Consider the following 19,671-nt stretch of genomic DNA (forward strand, 5'->3'; position numbering starts at 1 on the left):
ATAATCAGTTCATTAATGGTGCTGGAGTGGAACTAGGGAAGGTCATTCGACCTTGAATTAGCCATTGCTTATCATGCGGGCGCAGTTCAATAAACCATGGGCCTTGCAGTGGTTCGTCTAAGTGAATCTTGTACGTGCCAGAAGGATTGGCCGTCGCGAGATAGTCAAAGTCTCTGTCAGGTAATGTACGGTGGGAAAACTCGATATTGAGAGCAGGGAAGTTACTGAGCTCACCTTTGTTTAGCTCAATGACGATATCACTATCACTAGAGTATACCATTGCAGAAAGGTTGAGATCTTGAGCCACACTGACCTTAGACAGGTCTATGTTGATGCCTTTGCCTTTTTTATAGTAATCCTCTGAAACCAGCGAAACGGTATGTTGAGATAAGATATAAACGCGAAAAAGTGTGCCGAATACGGTGGTTAAGATCAAAAGAAGTATGAACCAAGCCCAAAAATGCTTATACCAAGGCTTTACCATAAAAAAGTTCTCTAATTGAAAAATGAAAGGATGATTGTAAAGAAAAGTCAGCCCCTATGGGTAGGGGCTGTTATTGAGTTGTTACTATTTATCTTGGTTGCTCAGGCTCCACACGTAAGCTGAGACAAGTTGTACCTTCTCTTCGCCTAGGATGTCTTTCCAAGCAGGCATAACGCCCATACGACCGTTAGTTACCGTTTCGGTCACTGCCGCTCTTGAGTCACCATACAGCCAATTGTTATCAGTTAGATCAGGTGCGCCAACAGCAGGGTTGCCTTTACCATCTGTACCATGACATGCAGCACACACTACAAAGCGCGATTTACCTGCCGCTGCTTCACGAGCATTCACCTTACGGCCCGATAGTGAAAGGGTGTAACTAACGACTTCTTTAACGCCGTCTTCTCCTAACACATCAATCCAAGCGGGCATCTCGCCAATTCGACCGTCCATTACCGTTGAAACGATCGCTTCAGGCTCCCCGCCATACAGCCATGCGTTATCCGTTAGGTTAGGGAAGCCGAGCTGACCACGCGCATCAGAACCGTGACACTGAGAACAGTTTTGTAGGAACAAACGTTGACCTACTTTTACTGCTTCTTCGTTAGCTGCGATTTCAGGGATAGGGCGCAAGCCACTACCGTTGTCGGTCATCGCAAGCTTGCTGAATGCTTCGCCAAAGTAGGCATCAGCATCTTCCAACTCTTTTGCGTATTGAACCAATTGCTTGTTCTCTTGAGAACGAGCGATAGAGGCTCGAGACTCTTCAATGCTGGTTACCGTTTGGTCAGAACTCTGCCAGCCTAATAGGCCTTTATAGTTACCAAGACCTGGGTAAAGCGCAAGGTAGACAATCGCGAAGATGAAAGTGGAAATGAACAAGTACGTCCACCACTTAGGCAAATCATTGTTGAGCTCACGAATACCATCGTATTCATGTCCCATGTCATCGCCTGGATCAACACCCATTTTGTCCTTAACACACCAGCGAAGGATGATAGCAACACCTACCAAGGTCCCTACGGTGATGAAGGTAATCCAAAGACTCCAAAATGTAGTCATTATTTAGTCTCTCCTTGCTGGTCTTTCTTCGGGCTTTGTTCGTCCGCAAATATAAGATTTGCGTCCTCTTCGAAGCGAGCCTTGCGGTTTTTACCGAAAGCCCACCACACAACGCCGCCAAAGCAGACAAATAGTAGAATTGTCCAGATGCTGTGAATAACACTGATATCCATATTCACTCCTTACTTCATCGCATGGCCGAGAGACTGAAGATAAGCAATCAGAGCGTCCATCTCTGTTTTGCCTGCTACGTCTTGAGACGCAGAAGCCACTTGCTCGTCAGTATATGGTACGCCAAAGTTGTTCTTGAAGATCTCTAGTTTCTTCTGCGTTAGTTTGCCGTCCAATACGTTTTCTTCTAACCAAGGGAAGCCAGGCATGTTTGATTCAGGCACAAGCTCACGGGGATTAATCAGGTGAACACGATGCCATTCATCAGAGTAGCGACCGCCTACACGAGCCAAATCAGGACCAGTACGTTTAGAACCCCAAAGGAAAGGGTGCTCCCAAACACTTTCACCCGCAACAGAGTAGTGACCGTAACGCTCTGTTTCAGAACGGAATGGACGAATCATTTGGCTATGACATACGTTACACCCTTCACGGATGTAGACATCACGACCTTCCATCTCTAGTGCAGAGTACACGCGCAGGTTCTGTACAGGCTCTGTGGTTTGCTTTTGGAAAATCAATGGAGTGATCTCTACCAATGCCCCCAAGCTGATTGCAAATACAATCAGAATTGCCAGTAGTCCAACGTTTTTCTCAACTAGCTCGTGGCGATTTTTTGGATTATTAGCCATATCAAATCTCCTATTGTGCTGGTTGAGGAACAGCTTTAAGACTGTCCTTTGGTGCAGCGATGGTCTTGTAGGTGTTGTACGCCATTAGGAACATACCTGCCAAGAAGATAGCGCCGCCGATGAAGCGAACCGTGTAGTACGGGTAAGACGCTTGCACAGATTCAACGAAGCTGTAGGTTAGAGTGCCGTCTGGGTTAACACTGCGCCACATCAGGCCTTGCATTACGCCAGAGATCCACATTGCTACGATGTAAAGTACGGTACCAACAGTCGCTAACCAGAAGTGAACGTTGATCAGGCTTACTGAGTACATACGCTCTTGACCGAACAGCTTAGGAACAAGGTGATATACCGAACCGATAGAAACCATTGCAACCCAACCTAACGCACCAGAGTGTACGTGACCAATAGTCCAGTCGGTGTAGTGAGACAGTGCGTTAACCGTTTTAATCGACATCATTGGTCCTTCAAAGGTAGACATACCGTAGAAAGACAATGAAACGATTAGGAATCGCAAGATTGGGTCATAGCGCAGTTTATGCCAAGCACCAGACAGCGTCATGATACCGTTGATCATGCCACCCCAAGATGGAGCAAACAGAACAAGGGACATCACCATGCCTAGAGACTGAGTCCAGTCTGGCAATGCTGTGTAATGAAGGTGGTGCGGACCAGCCCAAATGTATAGAGACACTAGAGCCCAGAAGTGAACGATAGAAAGACGGTAAGAATAAACAGGTCGTTCAGCTTGCTTAGGTACGAAGTAGTACATCATACCAAGGAAACCAGCAGTCAAAAGGAAACCAACAGCGTTATGTCCATACCACCACTGAATCATGGCATCGACGGCACCGGAGTACATCGAGTATGACTTCATTGGAGAGACAGGAATTGCCATGCTGTTTACGATGTGCAATACCGCAACAGTAAGGATAAAGGCTCCAAAGAACCAGTTGGCGACGTAAATATGCGATGTCTTACGCTTAACCATAGTTCCGAAGAACACGATTGCATAAGCTACCCAAACGATAGCGATGGCGATATCGATTGGCCACTCTAGTTCTGCGTACTCTTTGCCGGATGTAAATCCTAAAGGCAATGAAATAGCAGCGGATAAAATAATCGCTTGCCAACCCCAGAAGGTGAATGCCACTAAAGGACCACCAAATAGGCGCGCTTGACAGGTACGCTGAACCACATAATAAGATGTGGCAAAAAGGGCGCTTGTACCAAACGCAAAAATAACCGCATTAGTATGAAGCGGTCGTAGACGAGAGTAGGTTAACCACGGCGTATCAAAGTTAAGCTGTGGCCAAACCAACTGAGCGGCAATCAAAACACCCACACCCATGCCGACAATACCCCAAAGAATGGTTACCAGGGTAAATTGACGAACAACGGTGTAGTTGTAGTTTTGTTCAAGCTGCTTTTCTTGGCTCATTTGCATGCTTCCAATTTATTATTAACTACACTTTTCCAACACAACGCCAACAAGTTGACGCAACGACATATACCAACAAAATCCGAGGAAAATGAGTCAAAAACGCTCGACTTCCTAAAATCCATTTTAAAGATGGTATTAACAGCATGAATTATACGGAATTAACATTTGAATGACAGAGACTTAACTATAGGAATGAATAGAGTTTTCCTATTTAATGTAAAAAGTTTGAAGTTTGTTACAAAGGAGTCATTTAATGGCCGCAGAAAAATTGACCAAAGGGCGTTTAATTCAAATTATTGTGACATTTGCTGTGCTTATCGCTGCGTTCACTTGGCGAACAATTGAACATAGTGATAACAAATTAACAAGTGAAACGAGTTGTATAGCCGCGAATTCGTGCCATTTTGAGTTCAACAACAGCGACTATCAGCTAGAATTGGACCGTGAAAACTCGGCGTTTCGTGTGATTAGAGTGTCAAAACGAGAAAACGATGACTTCGTAGAATATCAGGGAGGAAGTCATCATATTTCAGAGTTTATACCTATTGATAACAGCAGTGAGTTTACTTTTAGTGTCAGAAACAACGAGCAAATATTGCAGGTGAATGTTAACGACAAGTGATATTTATCACCTAGGCTATGAGGCTAGGTTTATCTTTACATCGCGCGCACTCAACACACCAAACAGGGCACAAAAAACACCCGTAATCGCAATGACCATTAATGAGGCTGTCCAGTTCCCAGTGGCTTGATGCAAGTATCCAAGAAGTGGTGGCCCTATCGTCGCAAAGCCGTAGCCTAAGCTCTGAGACATCGCGGATAAAGCTGCTGCTTGAGAGGCGTTATTGCTTCTTAGGCCAACAAACGACAAGCCGATGACAAAGGTCGAGCAGTTGCAAAACCCAAACATAAGGGTCCAAAAGATGGCCAAGTGTGGAAACCAAATTAGTCCTAGAGTCGCTGCTACAGTGCCTATTGCGGTCAATAAGAACAGAGCTTGTGTGCTCTTAAGTCTTGATAGGAAGGGGATCAAGACAAGCCCAGGCCATATCGTCGCGAACTGTAACAATCCGTAGATGTAACCTGCTTCTGTTTCGGTCATACCTTGGTCTAACAAGATTTTTGGTAGCCAACTAGCAAACGAGTAGAAGGTAAATGAGTTTAAACCTAGCGCGAGTGTGACTTGCCAAGCAATAGCACTCGAAAGAAGCTGCTTGATGCTTACTCCCTTATGGTGACTGTTATGGTTTTTTGTATTTTTCGAACGAAACCAGAAGACCAACGCCAGCGTGACGAAAAACAGATTAAACAATAGTGCAAACTGCCAGCCTGATAGGGGCGTTACCGTTAGGTGTGATAAGGGAACCATTGAGGCGGAAGAGAGAGTCGAACCAATCCCCATGGTGAACGTATATAAAGATGTCATCACCGCTATACGTGTAGGGAAATTCATCTTAACGGCTACAGGCAGCAGGACATTGCCAATAGCGATACCTGCTCCAATAAACACAGTGCCCAAATATAAGGTAGCAACACTACCAATGGAACGTAGGCACACCCCTAAAAATATGGAAAACAGGGCTAGGCAGACACTCTTCTTTAAGCCAAACCGTGTAAGAACGGTTAAGGCTAGTGGAGATATTAAGGCAAAAGAGAGTAGTGGCAGCGAGGAAAGCATGCCCAAAATAGTGGAGCTCAGATGCAGCTCAACCATAATCTGATCAAGTAAAGGAGCCAGACTGGTAAAGGGACCGCGTAAATTGGCCGCTAGCAATAATATACCACATAGAGCTAGGTAGTGGTTGCGTGTAAGAGACACAGATATTCCAGTAGTGAAGAGCAAGTGATAGATTATAAAGGAGTAATGTTTTCTTGTAGAGTGTTGATTTGTAGTAATTTATAGCCTTAGCAATCCATGTATATAATCACTTAATGCACTATAACTAAATCTTTATTGGTTATTACATTACTACTTGAGACCTCGTTTTCACCATGAAAGCTAAGGCTTCTAGCAAAACACAAGATAAAATGGGCTTGGGGCCTTTCTAGTTGATGAACAGCATAAACGATCTACACATTTAGACATAGATCGACTTTCAAATAAGACGAAGCGTGCAAAATGTAACGCATGTAACAGTCTGCTTATATGATAAGACAAGCTTATTGCTAACAATGATATTTTTAGCGCCTCTTTAAAATTCTAGAAAGTGCCTTTATGTTAAGAACTATTGTCGCTAGTACCATTGTATTGGTGTTAGCAGGATGCGGAGGAAGCAGTGTCAACTCTCCAGCATCAACTAATCCTAATCAACCAATCAATCTGCCAATTGATGAAACAGGTCAATATAGTGTAATTAGCTCTACAGAGCTTAACTCGGACGGCCCAGAAGGCATGGAAACCTATGACTTGATTGAGAGTGTTTTGGGTCGAGGTGCCATTGAGGCCCCAGATCTCTATTCAAACAACGACCCTGATGGCGGTAGACATATCGTTGAAGAATACGACGAGGTCATCGGCAATCATTTTAAGTTCATCATGCATCTCGAAGATGGAGATCGTGATAAAGGGCGGGTAGATCGACAAAGAAACGAGATTAAGGCATATGATAAATCGGCTGATAAATTAAAGGGTTACCTAGGTAAGACCTTTGAATATAGCTGGAAATTTAAAATTGGTGATGACCTTAAGGTAACGAAGCACTTTACTCATCTATTTCAGTTAAAGGCAGTAGCCGAGAAAAATAGTGATGACTTTGTTATTACGAGCAGTCCGATACTCACACTTACTGCTAACGTACGCAGCAATCAAAGTGGCCTTGAAGTAAGGCATGTTCATTACAACAAAGACCGCACAGGTACAGTAAACAACACGCTGGTTCATACCACAAAAATGGATAACGTAGATTGTATCGCAGGACAGTGGATTGAGGCCTTTGTGAGAGTGAATTACAGCGAGTCTGGAGGTCTGTACATGACACTCACGCCATTGGGCGAATCTAAGCCAATGATTGAGATCAACGAGAGAAACATTGAAATGTGGCGCTCAGGATTAGATGGACGTGACGGAAACTTTGTAAGACCTAAATGGGGTATTTATCGTTCGCTTAAATCTGAGGAACTATTAAACCAAGATAAGGATGAGGTTTATTTTGCGGACTTTAAGATAAGAGAAGTGAAACCTGTTAGCAACGAAACTACAAAGTAGCTCATTCAAAGCCAAGTCTTATGGACTTGGCTTGTTAGTTTCTATTTATTAGTAATATATAGAAACTAAGCAAAAGAGTGAGAGCGGTTTAAGACTCTCGAGACAGTAACGCAAAAAACAGAAGTTGGATTGGCAGCTACTTGGACCAACTGAAACTTCAAAGAAATACATCAGCAACTATGAGCAATAAGTTCTAAGTTGCTATCGAGAGAAATGGTTAGAGATAAGTTGAGGGAGGGACGAGTCACAGGTATTTAGTAGCCATTCATAAAACCTTATTTAACATAATATACATAATGCGCACTTAATCTAAAGGTTTAAAATGGCGGTTATAATGCTTTAAACTCAGCCCCTAGCGCTTATGAGCGTGATTTTTTGCACCTGGCAACGCGCTACGTAAAATATGACGTGTTTTGTTAGGCACACTCTTTGAAAACTTAACTCGGAACTGTTCTCTAGACTTGTAAACCTTCATCGTACCGTTGAATGGATTTTTACGAGCGATGTCTTTGCACTTGTGAAGAAATGACTTATCAACTTGGCCTGTGTGCGAGCTGACTTCACCTTCTTTAAACGTCAGCTTCATTTTTGGTTTATCGTAAAGCACGATCGCAAATATAAGCGCTGCTGCGATCAAAATGACATATAACATGATTGCCTCCTACATCGAGTGCGAATTAGTCTGATAAAAGTTTGCTGAGGTCTTCTTTGAGTAAGTTGACCTTTTCGTTGGCTTTTTCACTGCGCTGAGCTTCACTAAGTAAATACTCAATGGCGTCAGACAAGGTGCAACCCAACTCGTTGGCTCTATGAGAGAGTTTTTCCCAAACACGATAATCCAAATCTATGGATTTCTTGCGTGTGTGCACTTGTTCTGCGTTGAAATGACGCTTTCGCTTGGCCCGAATGGCTTGTTTGAGCTTGTTATCTAACTCAAGAGACATGTGATTATCAATCCATTCCAGCACTTGAACCGGTTCGTGTTCGATAGCGCGAAGTAGTTCTACTGCTGCAGCGTCTGCGCTGCTGTCTAGATGGCGAGTGACTTTCTCACCTTCTTTCCATTTTTTTACTAAATAGTTCCACTTCCAACCACATTCTAGGTTTTCAAGTTGTTGATATTTCATGATTGTTAATCTAAGTCCATTTAAAAATTAAGACGTACAGTGACAGCGTAACCCTAGTCACTCAATTTGACAATGCAAAGACCTTGCATATTTGTTGTAAAGCACAATTTGATGTAACCAAGTCTAAAATAAGCGCTCTGAAATGCATCAAGTACACTATTTTTCGGGTTATCTGTTAATAGCTTAGGTATACTAAGCAGATAGTATATTTTAGTAAGTTTTTATGAAATCGATAGATTGGCAACTCGCAACTCCACAACACCATCAAGTAATAGACTCTAGTCTATCTCTTTTTCAATACCAAGAAGCCCCTTTTGTCTCATTACAGCCTCGATTAGACGCAAGTTTAAAGCGTTTTGTTGCGTTAGCAGATGATGCGCCTTTGTTGGCTATCAACGGCTCTGATACCGTATCAGTAAAGAAAGATGTTGCCTCTATCCTTTCTCAGTTAACGCAAAAGAGTGTTCATCATACAGAATCTATTGTCGCTGAAGAATTGCTAGGAAGTTACATTGTCACTGATTCTGGTGATGTTCAATCATCAGTGGGTCTGTTTGAAAAACACAGTAACGGCTACCTAATTATTTCCGCCAACGCGGTGTTATCGCAACCGACTACTTTGTTGGCCATTCGTGCATTATTGGCTGGTGAAGACGTCGCTAGAGTGGCAGCAAGCAAGAATGGGTTTTCACCTAAGCAACGCTTTAAAAGCGCTGTTAAGCTCATCATTGTCGGTGACCGCAATCAGTTGGCTGATTTAGATTATCTAGACCCAGCCTTCTCTTCTTCTCACACAATGTTTACTGAAGTTGAAATGGACATTCGCGTCGATACGACTACAGCACCACTCTATTTAGGCTACATTGCGAGTCTAGTTCGAAGTGCTGGTTTGCCCGACATGTCTGCTGAAGCAATCCATAGCTTCTTAACGGCTGGTGCCCGCGTATGTGAAGAGCAACACTTTGCTCCACTATCAGCCTCTTGGATTCGAGCTTTGCTGCGAGAAGCTGCGCTAGAATCTAATTCAGAGACGATTGAAGCCAAGCATATAGATGCCGCACTTGAAGCTCGCTACTACCGAGAGTCTTATCTTCCAAATAGAGCACTTGACGACATTCTTGATGGCCAGGTTTTAATCCAAACCCAAGGTAATGAAGTTGGTCAGGTTAACGGCTTAACGGTAATTGATATCCCAGGTCACCCTGTTTCCTATGGAGAGCCTGCTCGTATTTCTTGTGTTATTCACTTTGGCGATGGTGATGTATCCGACGTTGAACGCAAGGCAGAACTGGGCGGCAACCTTCATGCTAAAGGCATGATGATTATGCAGGCCTTCCTGAGTAGTGCTCTTAATCTTGATGAGCCTTTGCCTTACTCTGCTTCTATCGTATTTGAGCAATCATATAGTGAGGTGGATGGCGATAGTGCTTCTTTAGCGGAACTTTGTGCCTTTGTGAGTGCCTTATCTGGTTATGAAATCAAGCAAAATATTGCGGTAACCGGCGCTGTTGACCAGTTTGGTCGTGTTCAAGCGGTTGGCGGACTCAATGAGAAAATTGAAGGCTTCTTCTATGTTTGTGCCCATCAAGGATTAACGGGCGACCAAGGGGTTATTCTGCCGAAGTCGAACCTAAGACACCTTTCATTGCACAAAGATGTTGTTGACGCAATTAAGCAAGACAAGTTCCATATCTGGAGCGTAGAGGATGTAAACCAAGCTTTACCTATCATCACAGGACAAGCATTTAGTGGCGAGAGTGATGATACTATCTTAAATAAAATCGCCGAGCGCATCGACCGACTCAATCAGCACGATATCAGCGAAAGTTTACTTGATCGCTTAAAAAGAGTGCTGTTTAGGGACTGATCGGAGTTGTAAGTACTATACTGCATCACATAAGATGCAGGTTCAAAAAATCTGGAGACTCAATACAATGCAACAAAAACCTTGCGATATCGCAAACTCATATGATCGTGACGACCTATTAGCATCAAGCCGTGGTGAGCTATTTGGCCCTCAAGGTCCTCAATTACCAGCTCCTAACATGCTGATGATGGACCGAGTGACTAAAATGTCACAGACCGAAGGTGAGTTTGGCAAAGGTCTTATTACTGCAGAACTAGATATTACTCCAGACCTTTGGTTTTTCGATTGTCACTTCCCAGGTGACCCTGTAATGCCTGGCTGTCTTGGTCTAGACGCTATGTGGCAACTCGTTGGTTTCTTCCTTGGCTGGATCGGCGGCGAAGGTAAAGGTCGTGCACTTGGTGTAGGCGAAGTTAAATTCACAGGTCAGATTCTTCCTACAGCGAAGAAGGTAACCTACGAAATTAACATGAAGCGCGTAGTTAACCGTAAACTGGTTATGGGCATGGCTGATGGCCGCGTGCTAGTAGACGGTAAAGAAATCTACGTTGCTAAAGACCTTAAAGTGGGTCTTTTCCAAGATACATCTAAGTTCTAAGACTGATTTAAATCTTTTCTTCTAAAGCCATGACCTTGTGTCATGGCTTTTTTTGTTGCGCCCTTTTCTATTGTTCTAGTAGATAGTTTTTTGAGGAAGAAGTGGATTAGATCTATATTATGCATCTAAATATTTTAGTTATAGTGCGTTAAGCATGTAAAAACAAGACCCCATCTGGGGTCTGTTTGGATGAGGTTATTTATATAGACCGGATTCCATGTCACCTTTCGCGTCTCTCCAACCGCCCAACCATTGTGATTTGGCATCGGTTTGCTGGTATGGGCAAGTATCGCTTGAGCGACCATTAAGCCCCGCTTTGTAACCTTGGGACTGTGCTCTCTCAAGACGGTCGCGTTTTTGTCTCTTCATAGTTAAATCCTCTAACCTTTCGATAAACAAACTAAAGGCGCAATAAATTTCTTTGTACGCGAGTATGGGATATATCAGTCCGTTAATGTTTTCTGAAGTATCTACGTTCAAAGAATGTCGAAGCGCCCATATAAGATTCGTCTATAAATGGCATTTTCTCAAGGTGAAAAAAAGGACAACACACAAATTGTGATGTTGTCCTTCGTTAACTATACCGTGGGTCTTCTTTAGAAATATTGAAGAATTACTTTTTCAGTTTTCTGCGAAGTCCTATAAGACCAAGTAAACCCAGCATCCAAGGAGCCACACTGCCCCCCTGACGTTCAACGGCTTCCTGCTCTACACTTCGAGGGGTAATTGTTGCGGTCGCTTCTGGTGAATTAAAATCAATCGTAGGTACCAACTTAACGGCTACGACAGTTTCAGTTCCTGTACCACCATCACAGTATGCATTATGACCAGTATTATCATAACCGCCAGCACAGTACAGCGCTGTCGCCGCAATCTCACCTTTATCGTTAATGTCTGAAGCTGCAATGATACGGAACTGGTTGTTATTCCCGGAGGTATCATCGTCATTTGTTAGGTCATCAAGCCACCAAGCACGGTTTTGAAACAATGCTCGACGTGTAGTATGTGTGCCAACATCGAAATCGTATGGGTTAATAAACCCACGATGTCTACGTTGCTTACCATTGTATTCACGTGCTGTTTCAGCATCAATAATACCTACAATTTCATTGTAGTTATTCACCGCTTTCGCTTCGCCACCAGAGCCGGAGAAGAAGATAGACTCTCCCGTTTCAGACAGGTAAGTCGCCGAAGGTGACTCGGCCGCCGCATCCGCTACAAAAATACGATTGGCCGCGGCACCATTTTCTGGATAGAAGCCACTACGCTTGGATTCACCAATAACAAGCAAATTGTTATTGATATCAGTTGCACGAGTGTTGGCGTAGATGTAATCGCCATCATCTTCTACTTCAGCTCTAGCAATGTACTTCGTTGTCCATTGATTGTCCGTTGTAGGTAAAGGTTCACCAACTGCGAAATTCGGATAAAAAATCGAGGCTTGCATTAGAAGGTTATTATCATCTCTTCTGGTGTTATAACCAACAAGTAAAGGCTGGCCTTCATATTCAGTAGGCTCCGCTGTGCTACCATCCTCATTTTGGATAAGCGCACTGTTAGGTACTACAGCGCCACGCACACTCGACATATACGACTTCTGATCACGAATAAACTCTGTGTCTTCACTCAGCTTATTCCAAGTAGCAACTGATATACCGGTTGAACCATCGCTACTCCAGATAAAGCCCTTTGTAGAAAAAGCAAAATTCTGACAGTAATCTTTCGCGCCAGGATCAGCTATAGATTCTCCGTCGCTAAAGCAGCGACCAACATCACGACCATCGTAGTCTTTATCGCCATCACCATAATCAAAAGGCGCTACCGATGCACTTCCTACTATGTAAGTTGGTCCTGTACCAGCGGGATAAACAAATGAATCGAATGCCATGGTTCGCCCCATTTTAGTGACAATGTCACTAACTGGTTCATCATTGAAAGTGGTAGCTGGCGGCAAGATAGTTGTGCCCACAAATCCACGCTCACGATAAGCAAGCCCATAATTACCAAAGTCATAGTAGCCACTACTTGTGGTTCCCATAACTTGGTCATCTACACTGTATTTGTTTACGATAACGTTGTTAGAGCCAGAAACTAAGGTGCCACCACCAGGGACATAAGCACTAGTTGGTGTAGCCATTATCTGAGCGCCGTTATCAAATCCATTTGCGTTAGCGGTATAGCCCCAATAATAGGCTTCACGTTCGCGCTCTAGACCACCCGAATTGTTTATTCCTTCCCACTCCCTTGTAGCCCAGTTCTCACAACTGTTGTAGCCAAGTTGGCGGTAACAATAGCTTTCAATATCGCCAAAGTCTTGATAAACAAAAGTGTTATCAAGGCCAAAAGGGGCTTCATCGCGAAACGGTAAACCGTCTGTACCATTTCTGGTATCACCGGCCACACTACCCGTTTCATCAATGGCACTACCATAAGATTCAAGGCCAAGGCCCGTTGGTAGTGTGACCATCTCTACGTTGTAAAGATTGGCACTTGCACTGTAAGATGCCATAACCAAAGTGGCTACGGCTGAAAGTTTAAAGATACGACTGCAATTCAAAATATCTTATTCCTGCTGCATTGCTTCGAGCTCTTCCCAGCGCTCAAATGCTATTTCTAGTTCCTGTTCCTTGGAGGCTAGCTCCTCTAGCACAGGCTGTGTTTCCTCTACTGGAAGTGCAAAAAATGCGGGGTCATTAACCCTTTCCTGTAGGCCTTCTAATTGTTCTTCAAGTTGTTCCAGAAGCTGTGGTAACGATTCTAACTCACGTTGCAACTTATACGACAACTTTTTACTGGTATTGCGACTTGGTTTGCTTGCTGCCTTGTCTTTAACCACAACATCAGACGAACTCGCAACAAATTCCTGCCTAGAGGCCTTAACTTGTGCTCGCTGCTGCTGTGCGTCATGGTAACCACCAACAAACTCTTCGATACGGCCATTGCCTTCAAAGATCCAACTCGCCATTACAGTGTTATCCACAAACTCACGATCGTGGCTTACCAAAAGTAATGTTCCCTGATAGTTGGCAAGCAAATCCTCTAAAAGTTCCAAAGTTTCGATATCTAAATCATTGGTTGGCTCATCGAGCACCAATAAATTGTTCGATCTTAAGAAAATTCTAGCCAAAAGCAGGCGGTTTTTCTCACCACCAGAAAGTGCTTTAACCGGAGAACGAGCTCGACGTGGCGAGAACAAGAAATCTTGGAGGTAGCTAAGTGCATGACGCTCCCTGCCCCCCACCATAACTTCCTGTTTACCGTCTGCAAGGTTATCGATAACTGTCTTTTCTGGGTCTAATGCTTCACGGTACTGATCAAAATACGCAACTTCAAGCTTAGTGCCGCAGTGTAAGCGACCTGAGTCAGCTTCTAGTTGGCCTAACATCAGTTTAAGTAAGGTACTCTTACCACAGCCGTTAGGGCCAATCAGGGCAATCTTATCGCCTCTCATTACCGTAAAACTAAAGTCATCAACAATCTGCTGACCATCAATTTGGTAGCTCAGGTTCTGTGCTTCAAACACAATCTTACCACTGCGGGTACCATCATCGATTTGAATATTGGCTTTACCCTGCACTTCAATGCGATCTTTGCGTTCACGGCGTAACTGTTTAAGCGCTCTTACGCGACCTTCGTTACGGGTACGACGAGCTTTAATGCCCTGGCGAATCCACGTTTCTTCTTGTGCGAGCTTTTTATCAAACTCGGCGTTCTGAGCCTCTTCTACACGTATCGCTTCTTCTTTATCGATAAGATATTGCTGATAGTTGCCAGGGAATGACGACAGCTTACCTCTATCGAGATCAACAATTCGGGTCGCCATAGATTGGATAAAGCTTCTATCGTGCGAGATAAAGATTATTGAACCGCGAAAATCCTTTAGAAACGTCTCTAACCACTCAATGGTAGTGACATCCAGGTGGTTTGTGGGCTCATCAAGAAGCAGTACGTCTGGGTCACACACTAATGCGCGAGCCAACGCGGCTTTACGTTGCCAACCGCCCGAAAGGTCCGTCAGCAAGGTATGACCGTCTAAACCTAGCGCTTCCAATACATTGGTAATACGGCTTTCAAAGCGCCAAGCACCACTGTGCTCTAGCTGTTCCTGTACCTTGGATAAGCGGTTAATATTCTTTTCGCTAGGGTCCTCAGCGACAAGATCCAACTGATCTTGATAGATCTTAAGCTGTTTTCCTATTTCAGCTAGGCCTTCTGATACGTAATCAAGGACAGTGCCGGCTTGGTTTCGTGGTGGATCTTGCTCAAGGCGGGATACCACCACATCTTGAGTGATCTGCATGTGGCCATCGTCCATCTGCACATCACCCGCGATGACCTTCATCAGGGTAGATTTACCGGCACCATTTCGACCGACTAGACAGACGCGCTCTTTTTCTTGTAGCTGGAAGTCGGCGTTATCCAATAAAGGGATATCACCGAATGCCAATTGACCATTATGAATGGTAAGTAATGCCATTATTCTCTAACCACTGTTGTAATTGTTGTAAGTTGAAGGGCCAGTTAAGCTCTGAGTTTTCAATGTGAACCACAGGTATTGTGACCCCGTAACGTGAAAACAGCTCATCATCGAATGCTATATCAAGGATTTGGGGTTCAACTCCTACTGTGAGCAGCAGCTTATGTGCTTGCTCACAGAGATGACACCCTTCAGTGCTGTATAGAATTACGCTCACTACGCATTCTTCTCCAAAGAGACCAACCAGCAATTGTGAATGTGCTTGTTGCGAGCAAAGTCCAGTGGCAACGTCTTATCTGAGATATTCTGCGCTCTAAGGCCCAGCTCTTTAATCGCCTCTAGGTCCATTTTGAACTGGCGCTTATTGTTTGAGAAAACAATGGTCCCTTCAGGACGTAACAATCTCTTTAGGTGCGTCATGAGTTGGATATGGTCGCGCTGAATATCAAATGTCTGCTTCATTCTCTTAGAGTTTGAGAATGTAGGCGGATCGATAAAGATAAGATCGTACTGCCCTGTTGCCGTTTCTAGCCATTGTAAGCAATCCGCTTGTACAAATTGGTGTTGCTTGCCCTTGATGCCGTTAATGGCTAAGTTCTCTTTTGCCCAATCCAAGTAGGTATTCGACATATCAACCGTTGTAGTTGATTTAGCGCCACCTACAGCGGCGTGAACCGTTGCACTGCCTGTGTAAGCAAACAGGTTCAGGAAGTCACACCCTGCTGCCATCTGACCTATCTTACGTCGCGTCAGCTTGTGATCGAGGAATAAACCCGTATCTAAGTAGTCGAACAGGTTTACTTTTAACTGAACACCATATTCGTTCACTTGCATCTGATGGGATTTTTGCGCCAATTTTTGATATTGGTTGGTGCCTTTTTGTCTCTGACGTACCTTAAGAACGACATTATTGGCCTCTACTCCTGTTACTTGAATAGATGCACGAATGATGTCAGTCAGCCTACGCTTAGCCACTTCTGGGTCGATAGTCTTCGGCGCCGCATACTCTTGAATAACCAGGTGATCTGGATAGACATCAATAGCAACATTGTAATCGGGAAGGTCAGCATCGTAGATTCTGTAGCAATCTAGGTGCTCTTTCTTTGCCCACTTACCAATTTTGCCAATGTTCTTTTTCAAGCGGTTGGCAAAGTCTGGTGCCACAATGGCTTCAGTCTTTGGCGCATCTGTAGTGGAGGCAGCTTTAGCAGAAATCGCGTAGTTCTTCTGTAAACAGTTCAAAGCACCATTGTTCACTTTGTATTGCTTATCAGCGCGCATACGAAGACAGCTAAGCAGTTCATCGGAGCTTGAGAAGATAGACGCATTCCAGCCACCAAACTGTGCCTTCATCTGCGCACCAAACTCAGAGTAAAGAGCAATTAGGCCCGGCTCAGTACTTAGACGCTCACCGTATGGCGGGTTACAGATAATGGTACCTTCAGCTGAATCCTTAGGCGCTTCAATTTGCGTTGCATCGCCCAAGCGAAAATCAATCAAGCCTTCGATGCCCGCTCTTACCGCATTCTTTTTCGCTGTTTCTAAAACGCGCGGATCATTGTCGTAGCCGATCACTGGCACTTCAAACTTGTTGATACCGCGACGTCCGACAACTTTAGCTTCAGATTTTACTTCAGCCCACAGTGCGTAATCGAAATCTTTAAGGTTCTCAAGGCTCCAACTAGTGCGAGCGTGACCGGGTACCACATTGGCTGCCAGCATTACGGCTTCTATCAGTAGAGTACCTGAACCGCACATTGGGTCGATAAGCGGAGATTGCTTATCCCAGCCGCTTCTCATCACGATGGATGCCGCTAGCGTCTCACGCAAAGGTGCACGTCCGGCTTCGGTACGATAACCGCGCTGGTTGAGCCCTTGTCCCACCATATCGACACCCAATATTGCATCTTCTCTATGAAGACGAACATGAATGCGAAGATCTGGACGATCTTTGCTGATCTCAGGTCGAGGCAGGTTAGCTTTGGTGAAGGTATCAACGATGGCGTCTTTAACCTTCATTGCACCATATTGGCTATTGCGTATTTCACGGTTAGTACCATTAAAGTCCACAATAATAGATTTGTTTGCGTCAAATAGGTTCGGCCAACGTACGGACATGCATGACAGATATAAATCCATATCGTCTACGCATTTGAACTCTGCAAGAACACGTACAAAACGCGAAGCGGTACGGCTAGACAAACAGGCTTTATAGATCTGTTCTAAATCTGCCTTAAATCGCACCCCTGCCTGTACAGGTTTTAGGTCTTCAATTCCCAAGTTCTTAAGTTCCTCTACCAATAAATTTTCTAAACCATTGGCCGTTACCGCAAGGTATTGATGCATGTTAATCACTAAGCTGCTAATAAAATGGCGTTAATTATAAACCCTTCTAATTGGAAATTCCGAAATTTCTCCCTTAATTGGCTCTAATTGTTCATTTCTAGAGCACCACTTTGTGTTGGTTGACTTTCAACACGCTTGTCTCAGCAGATAATCACTCTTCTCTATTTTTCACGGCAAATTGGTACTCATACCGATAGTGAATGCTTATTCATACTATTTTTGGTATATACCAGTGCGCATTTAAGACTGAAAGTTACCTACAAAAAGCGCTAAAAAGGGAAATAAAACCGGTAATCCCCCCTCCAATTGGCACGTTGCAGCGGTAATGAGGACAAAAAAGAATTTAAAAAATGTGCACTTGCAACAGCTGGCATCACACTAATAAGGATTAATTAGAGTGACTTAGTGAAATTGTGAGATGGGATTACTCAACTTGATGGGTATTCAAGCAAAGAAAAAGGCCGCTTTAGAGAGACTCTAAAACGACCTTGGGGAATAACAGTGAGTGTTTTTTATCGCAATTAGCGGGAGCTAGGACACCATTTGAATGTGGCTTTGACAGAACATGGTATTGGCTGAGCGCATTCTGTCGTGCATTACCTTAATAGGTTCACAAAACGACATCGCTTTACTTCCGGTAAGGTAAAAGTCTTCCGTACTGACTGATATGACGATGCTCGCTGTTTCTGACGATTCCACCACCATAAAGTGGCCAGTATTGTATTCGTTTTGCAGTTCAACAATCTCCCCTTCCTGTGGCTGATATCCTGCAGACTGGGTTTCAAAGAACCAGCTTTTTGGCTGCACAGGCTTATGGAAGCGCTTAACTGTCACTGCTTTAAGTACAAGTTCAGCTTGTCGTGGGATAGATAAAGGTAGGCCTTTAACAGAGTCTTGGAATACATGATAGATATCGGCGTCTTCAACTGAAAACGGCTGCGGAGTAAATGCAGATTCGATAAGAACTTTGCGAGGGAGATCAGAGCGAAATACCATGTCTTCGCTAATCTCAAGCATCAGAGAGGATTTATCCTCGTCGTAGTACCAATTCCATGTATCGCTTAGCTTAAGCATAACTCTGTCCTGTTTTAAACTCGGTTTAAGTAAGGCGCTACACCATCCCTTTGCAGGGTCCACGTTACTTTCCGATAATTCTACTAACAGGAGACGAAAAAAAAAGGGGAAAACAATTCCCCTTCTCTTTAGCTAAACAGTTGGTTTTACTGCAAATTGATTACAGATTCTTAACGATATCTTTAACCAAGTTGGGGCCTTTATAGATAAAGCCCGAGTAAACCTGCACCAATTTAGCACCAGCCTGCATCTTTTCTTTTGCCGAAACGTAAGAATCGATACCGCCAACACCAATAATTGGGATCTCATCGCCCAACTCCTGATGCAGCTTAGCGACAACCTCAGTACTACGCAGTTGCACTGGGCGACCGCTTAAACCACCCGCTTCATCTGCATGCTTCATACCAGCAACGATGGTACGGTCTAACGTAGTGTTAGTCGCGATTACTCCATCAATGCAGTGCTTGCGCAGTGAATCACAAATCTGAACAACCTCATCATCACTCAAGTCTGGAGCAATCTTAAGAGCAACAGGTACATAGTTACCGTGTAACTCATTAAGTTCTTTTTGTTTGGCTTTCAAGTCACCAAGGAGTGAGTCTAATGCCTCACCATACTGAAGTGAACGAAGATCCGGTGTATTCGGTGAAGAAATATTGACTGCGATGTAGTCAGCGTACTGATACACTTTCTCCATACAAATCAGGTAGTCACTGTTACCCTCTTCGATTGGTGTATCTTTATTCTTGCCAATGTTAATACCAAGAATGCCATCAAATTTGGCCTTCTTAACATTTTCGACTAGCGCATCAACACCTAGATTGTTGAAACCCATTCGGTTGATGATGCCTTCCGCTTCTAGCAAACGGAACATACGAGGTTTGTCATTACCTGGCTGCGGACGTGGTGTCACTGTACCCACTTCTACGAAACCAAAGCCCATCGCATCGAATGCTTCAATACATTCTGCATTTTTGTCTAGACCCGCAGCCAAACCCACTGGGTTTCTGAAGGTTAGACCCATACATTCAACAGGACGATGTGGCAGTTTTTGACGATAGAAAAGATCGAGAGGAGTGCCGGTAATTTTTGGAAGATAATTAATTGCGAGATCGTGCGCCGTTTCGGCGTCGAATTGAAATAAGCCAGTTCTGGCAAGACGGTAGAGCATTGTGCCTCCGATA

General features: G+C 44.0%; 19 protein-coding genes. 4 read left to right on the forward strand and 15 right to left on the reverse strand.

What is annotated here, in order from left to right; all coding sequences use genetic code 11:
- Positions 1-4: 4 nt before the first annotated feature.
- From D5I41_RS15095 to ccoN, 5 genes are all read right to left on the reverse strand, one after another.
- Positions 5-484 (reverse strand): FixH family protein, encoded by a 480-nt coding sequence (locus D5I41_RS15095; protein ID WP_119010488.1) that lies wholly within the window; start codon positions 482-484, stop codon positions 5-7.
- 84 nt (positions 485-568) lie between these two features.
- Entirely contained in the window at positions 569-1,546 is a 978-nt protein-coding gene (gene ccoP / locus D5I41_RS15100; RefSeq protein WP_119010489.1) for a cytochrome-c oxidase, cbb3-type subunit III, read from the reverse strand.
- The gene (locus D5I41_RS15105; RefSeq protein WP_017028971.1) at positions 1,546-1,719 is read right to left on the reverse strand and encodes a cbb3-type cytochrome oxidase subunit 3; all 174 of its coding nucleotides are present in this window, start codon (positions 1,717-1,719) and stop codon (positions 1,546-1,548) included. Before D5I41_RS15105 ends, ccoP begins: the two co-directional genes overlap by 1 nt.
- A gap of 9 nt (positions 1,720-1,728) precedes the next feature.
- Entirely contained in the window at positions 1,729-2,349 is a 621-nt protein-coding gene (ccoO, locus tag D5I41_RS15110; RefSeq protein ID WP_017028972.1) for a cytochrome-c oxidase, cbb3-type subunit II, read from the reverse strand.
- A 10-nt stretch (positions 2,350-2,359) separates the two neighbouring features.
- A complete protein-coding gene (gene ccoN, locus D5I41_RS15115) occupies positions 2,360-3,790 on the reverse strand; it encodes a cytochrome-c oxidase, cbb3-type subunit I (protein ID WP_162892844.1) in 1,431 nt (476 codons plus the stop codon).
- A gap of 256 nt (positions 3,791-4,046) precedes the next feature.
- On the opposite strand from ccoN, the gene D5I41_RS15120 reads away from it, so the two are divergent.
- Complete coding sequence (locus D5I41_RS15120) at positions 4,047-4,415, forward strand: hypothetical protein (RefSeq protein ID WP_119010491.1); 369 nt, start codon at positions 4,047-4,049, stop codon at positions 4,413-4,415.
- A gap of 15 nt (positions 4,416-4,430) precedes the next feature.
- Here the strand turns inward: D5I41_RS15120 and D5I41_RS15125 are convergent, their stop codons facing one another.
- On the reverse strand, positions 4,431-5,618 hold the full coding sequence (locus D5I41_RS15125) for an MFS transporter (RefSeq protein WP_186811117.1): 1,188 nt from the start codon (positions 5,616-5,618) through the stop codon (positions 4,431-4,433).
- A 390-nt stretch (positions 5,619-6,008) separates the two neighbouring features.
- Between D5I41_RS15125 and D5I41_RS15130 the strand changes: the two genes are divergently transcribed.
- Positions 6,009-6,998 carry a heparin lyase I family protein gene (locus D5I41_RS15130; RefSeq protein WP_119010493.1) on the forward strand — a complete coding sequence of 330 codons (990 nt, stop codon included), beginning with the start codon at positions 6,009-6,011 and terminating at the stop codon, positions 6,996-6,998.
- A gap of 352 nt (positions 6,999-7,350) precedes the next feature.
- Here D5I41_RS15130 and D5I41_RS15135 read toward each other — a convergent pair whose 3' ends face one another.
- Positions 7,351-7,650 carry a DUF3634 family protein gene (locus tag D5I41_RS15135; protein WP_119010494.1) on the reverse strand — a complete coding sequence of 100 codons (300 nt, stop codon included), beginning with the start codon at positions 7,648-7,650 and terminating at the stop codon, positions 7,351-7,353.
- A gap of 25 nt (positions 7,651-7,675) precedes the next feature.
- Positions 7,676-8,125 carry a macrodomain Ter protein MatP gene (gene matP / locus D5I41_RS15140; RefSeq protein ID WP_102334929.1) on the reverse strand — a complete coding sequence of 150 codons (450 nt, stop codon included), beginning with the start codon at positions 8,123-8,125 and terminating at the stop codon, positions 7,676-7,678.
- A 223-nt stretch (positions 8,126-8,348) separates the two neighbouring features.
- Between matP and D5I41_RS15145 the strand changes: the two genes are divergently transcribed.
- Together D5I41_RS15145 and fabA are read left to right on the forward strand one after the other, a co-directional pair.
- Positions 8,349-9,992 carry a S16 family serine protease gene (locus D5I41_RS15145; RefSeq protein ID WP_119010495.1) on the forward strand — a complete coding sequence of 548 codons (1,644 nt, stop codon included), beginning with the start codon at positions 8,349-8,351 and terminating at the stop codon, positions 9,990-9,992.
- 67 nt (positions 9,993-10,059) lie between these two features.
- On the forward strand, positions 10,060-10,590 hold the full coding sequence (gene fabA, locus D5I41_RS15150) for a bifunctional 3-hydroxydecanoyl-ACP dehydratase/trans-2-decenoyl-ACP isomerase (RefSeq protein ID WP_017028980.1): 531 nt from the start codon (positions 10,060-10,062) through the stop codon (positions 10,588-10,590).
- Between the two features lie 195 nt (positions 10,591-10,785).
- Here fabA and rmf read toward each other — a convergent pair whose 3' ends face one another.
- From rmf to pyrD, 7 genes are all read right to left on the reverse strand, one after another.
- Positions 10,786-10,959 carry a ribosome modulation factor gene (rmf, locus tag D5I41_RS15155; protein ID WP_026012689.1) on the reverse strand — a complete coding sequence of 58 codons (174 nt, stop codon included), beginning with the start codon at positions 10,957-10,959 and terminating at the stop codon, positions 10,786-10,788.
- 244 nt (positions 10,960-11,203) lie between these two features.
- Entirely contained in the window at positions 11,204-13,147 is a 1,944-nt protein-coding gene (locus D5I41_RS15160; protein ID WP_119010496.1) for a DUF3466 family protein, read from the reverse strand.
- Positions 13,148-13,153: 6 nt separating this feature from the next.
- A complete protein-coding gene (locus tag D5I41_RS15165; RefSeq protein ID WP_119010497.1) occupies positions 13,154-15,067 on the reverse strand; it encodes an ABC transporter ATP-binding protein in 1,914 nt (637 codons plus the stop codon).
- Positions 15,045-15,284, reverse strand: a complete 240-nt coding sequence (locus tag D5I41_RS15170; protein ID WP_119010498.1) for a glutaredoxin family protein — start codon at positions 15,282-15,284, stop codon at positions 15,045-15,047. Before D5I41_RS15170 ends, D5I41_RS15165 begins: the two co-directional genes overlap by 23 nt.
- Positions 15,284-17,413, reverse strand: a complete 2,130-nt coding sequence (gene rlmKL / locus D5I41_RS15175) for a bifunctional 23S rRNA (guanine(2069)-N(7))-methyltransferase RlmK/23S rRNA (guanine(2445)-N(2))-methyltransferase RlmL (RefSeq protein ID WP_119010499.1) — start codon at positions 17,411-17,413, stop codon at positions 15,284-15,286. Before rlmKL ends, D5I41_RS15170 begins: the two co-directional genes overlap by 1 nt.
- Before the next feature lie 531 nt (positions 17,414-17,944).
- On the reverse strand, positions 17,945-18,487 hold the full coding sequence (locus tag D5I41_RS15180) for a cell division protein ZapC (RefSeq protein ID WP_119010500.1): 543 nt from the start codon (positions 18,485-18,487) through the stop codon (positions 17,945-17,947).
- Between the two features lie 160 nt (positions 18,488-18,647).
- Positions 18,648-19,658 (reverse strand): quinone-dependent dihydroorotate dehydrogenase, encoded by a 1,011-nt coding sequence (gene pyrD / locus D5I41_RS15185; protein WP_119010501.1) that lies wholly within the window; start codon positions 19,656-19,658, stop codon positions 18,648-18,650.
- Positions 19,659-19,671 lie beyond the last annotated feature (13 nt).

The organism is Vibrio superstes, from assembly GCF_003569005.1.
Lineage (GTDB): Bacteria > Pseudomonadota > Gammaproteobacteria > Enterobacterales > Vibrionaceae > Vibrio > Vibrio superstes.

What these genes read in the sequence shown, in the direction of transcription:
- D5I41_RS15095 (WP_119010488.1), bottom strand. Translation starts at nt 484, where the DNA reads ATGGTAAAGCCTTGGTATAAGCATTTTTGGGCTTGGTTCATACTTCTT.
- ccoP (WP_119010489.1), bottom strand. Translation starts at nt 1,546, where the DNA reads ATGACTACATTTTGGAGTCTTTGGATTACCTTCATCACCGTAGGGACC.
- D5I41_RS15105 (WP_017028971.1), bottom strand. Translation starts at nt 1,719, where the DNA reads ATGGATATCAGTGTTATTCACAGCATCTGGACAATTCTACTATTTGTC.
- ccoO (WP_017028972.1), bottom strand. Translation starts at nt 2,349, where the DNA reads ATGGCTAATAATCCAAAAAATCGCCACGAGCTAGTTGAGAAAAACGTT.
- ccoN (WP_162892844.1), bottom strand. Translation starts at nt 3,790, where the DNA reads ATGAGCCAAGAAAAGCAGCTTGAACAAAACTACAACTACACCGTTGTT.
- D5I41_RS15120 (WP_119010491.1), top strand. Translation starts at nt 4,047, where the DNA reads ATGGCCGCAGAAAAATTGACCAAAGGGCGTTTAATTCAAATTATTGTG.
- D5I41_RS15130 (WP_119010493.1), top strand. Translation starts at nt 6,009, where the DNA reads ATGTTAAGAACTATTGTCGCTAGTACCATTGTATTGGTGTTAGCAGGA.
- D5I41_RS15135 (WP_119010494.1), bottom strand. Translation starts at nt 7,650, where the DNA reads ATGTTATATGTCATTTTGATCGCAGCAGCGCTTATATTTGCGATCGTG.
- matP (WP_102334929.1), bottom strand. Translation starts at nt 8,125, where the DNA reads ATGAAATATCAACAACTTGAAAACCTAGAATGTGGTTGGAAGTGGAAC.
- D5I41_RS15145 (WP_119010495.1), top strand. Translation starts at nt 8,349, where the DNA reads ATGAAATCGATAGATTGGCAACTCGCAACTCCACAACACCATCAAGTA.
- fabA (WP_017028980.1), top strand. Translation starts at nt 10,060, where the DNA reads ATGCAACAAAAACCTTGCGATATCGCAAACTCATATGATCGTGACGAC.
- rmf (WP_026012689.1), bottom strand. Translation starts at nt 10,959, where the DNA reads ATGAAGAGACAAAAACGCGACCGTCTTGAGAGAGCACAGTCCCAAGGT.
- D5I41_RS15165 (WP_119010497.1), bottom strand. Translation starts at nt 15,067, where the DNA reads ATGGCATTACTTACCATTCATAATGGTCAATTGGCATTCGGTGATATC.
- rlmKL (WP_119010499.1), bottom strand. Translation starts at nt 17,413, where the DNA reads ATGCATCAATACCTTGCGGTAACGGCCAATGGTTTAGAAAATTTATTG.
- D5I41_RS15180 (WP_119010500.1), bottom strand. Translation starts at nt 18,487, where the DNA reads ATGCTTAAGCTAAGCGATACATGGAATTGGTACTACGACGAGGATAAA.
- pyrD (WP_119010501.1), bottom strand. Translation starts at nt 19,658, where the DNA reads ATGCTCTACCGTCTTGCCAGAACTGGCTTATTTCAATTCGACGCCGAA.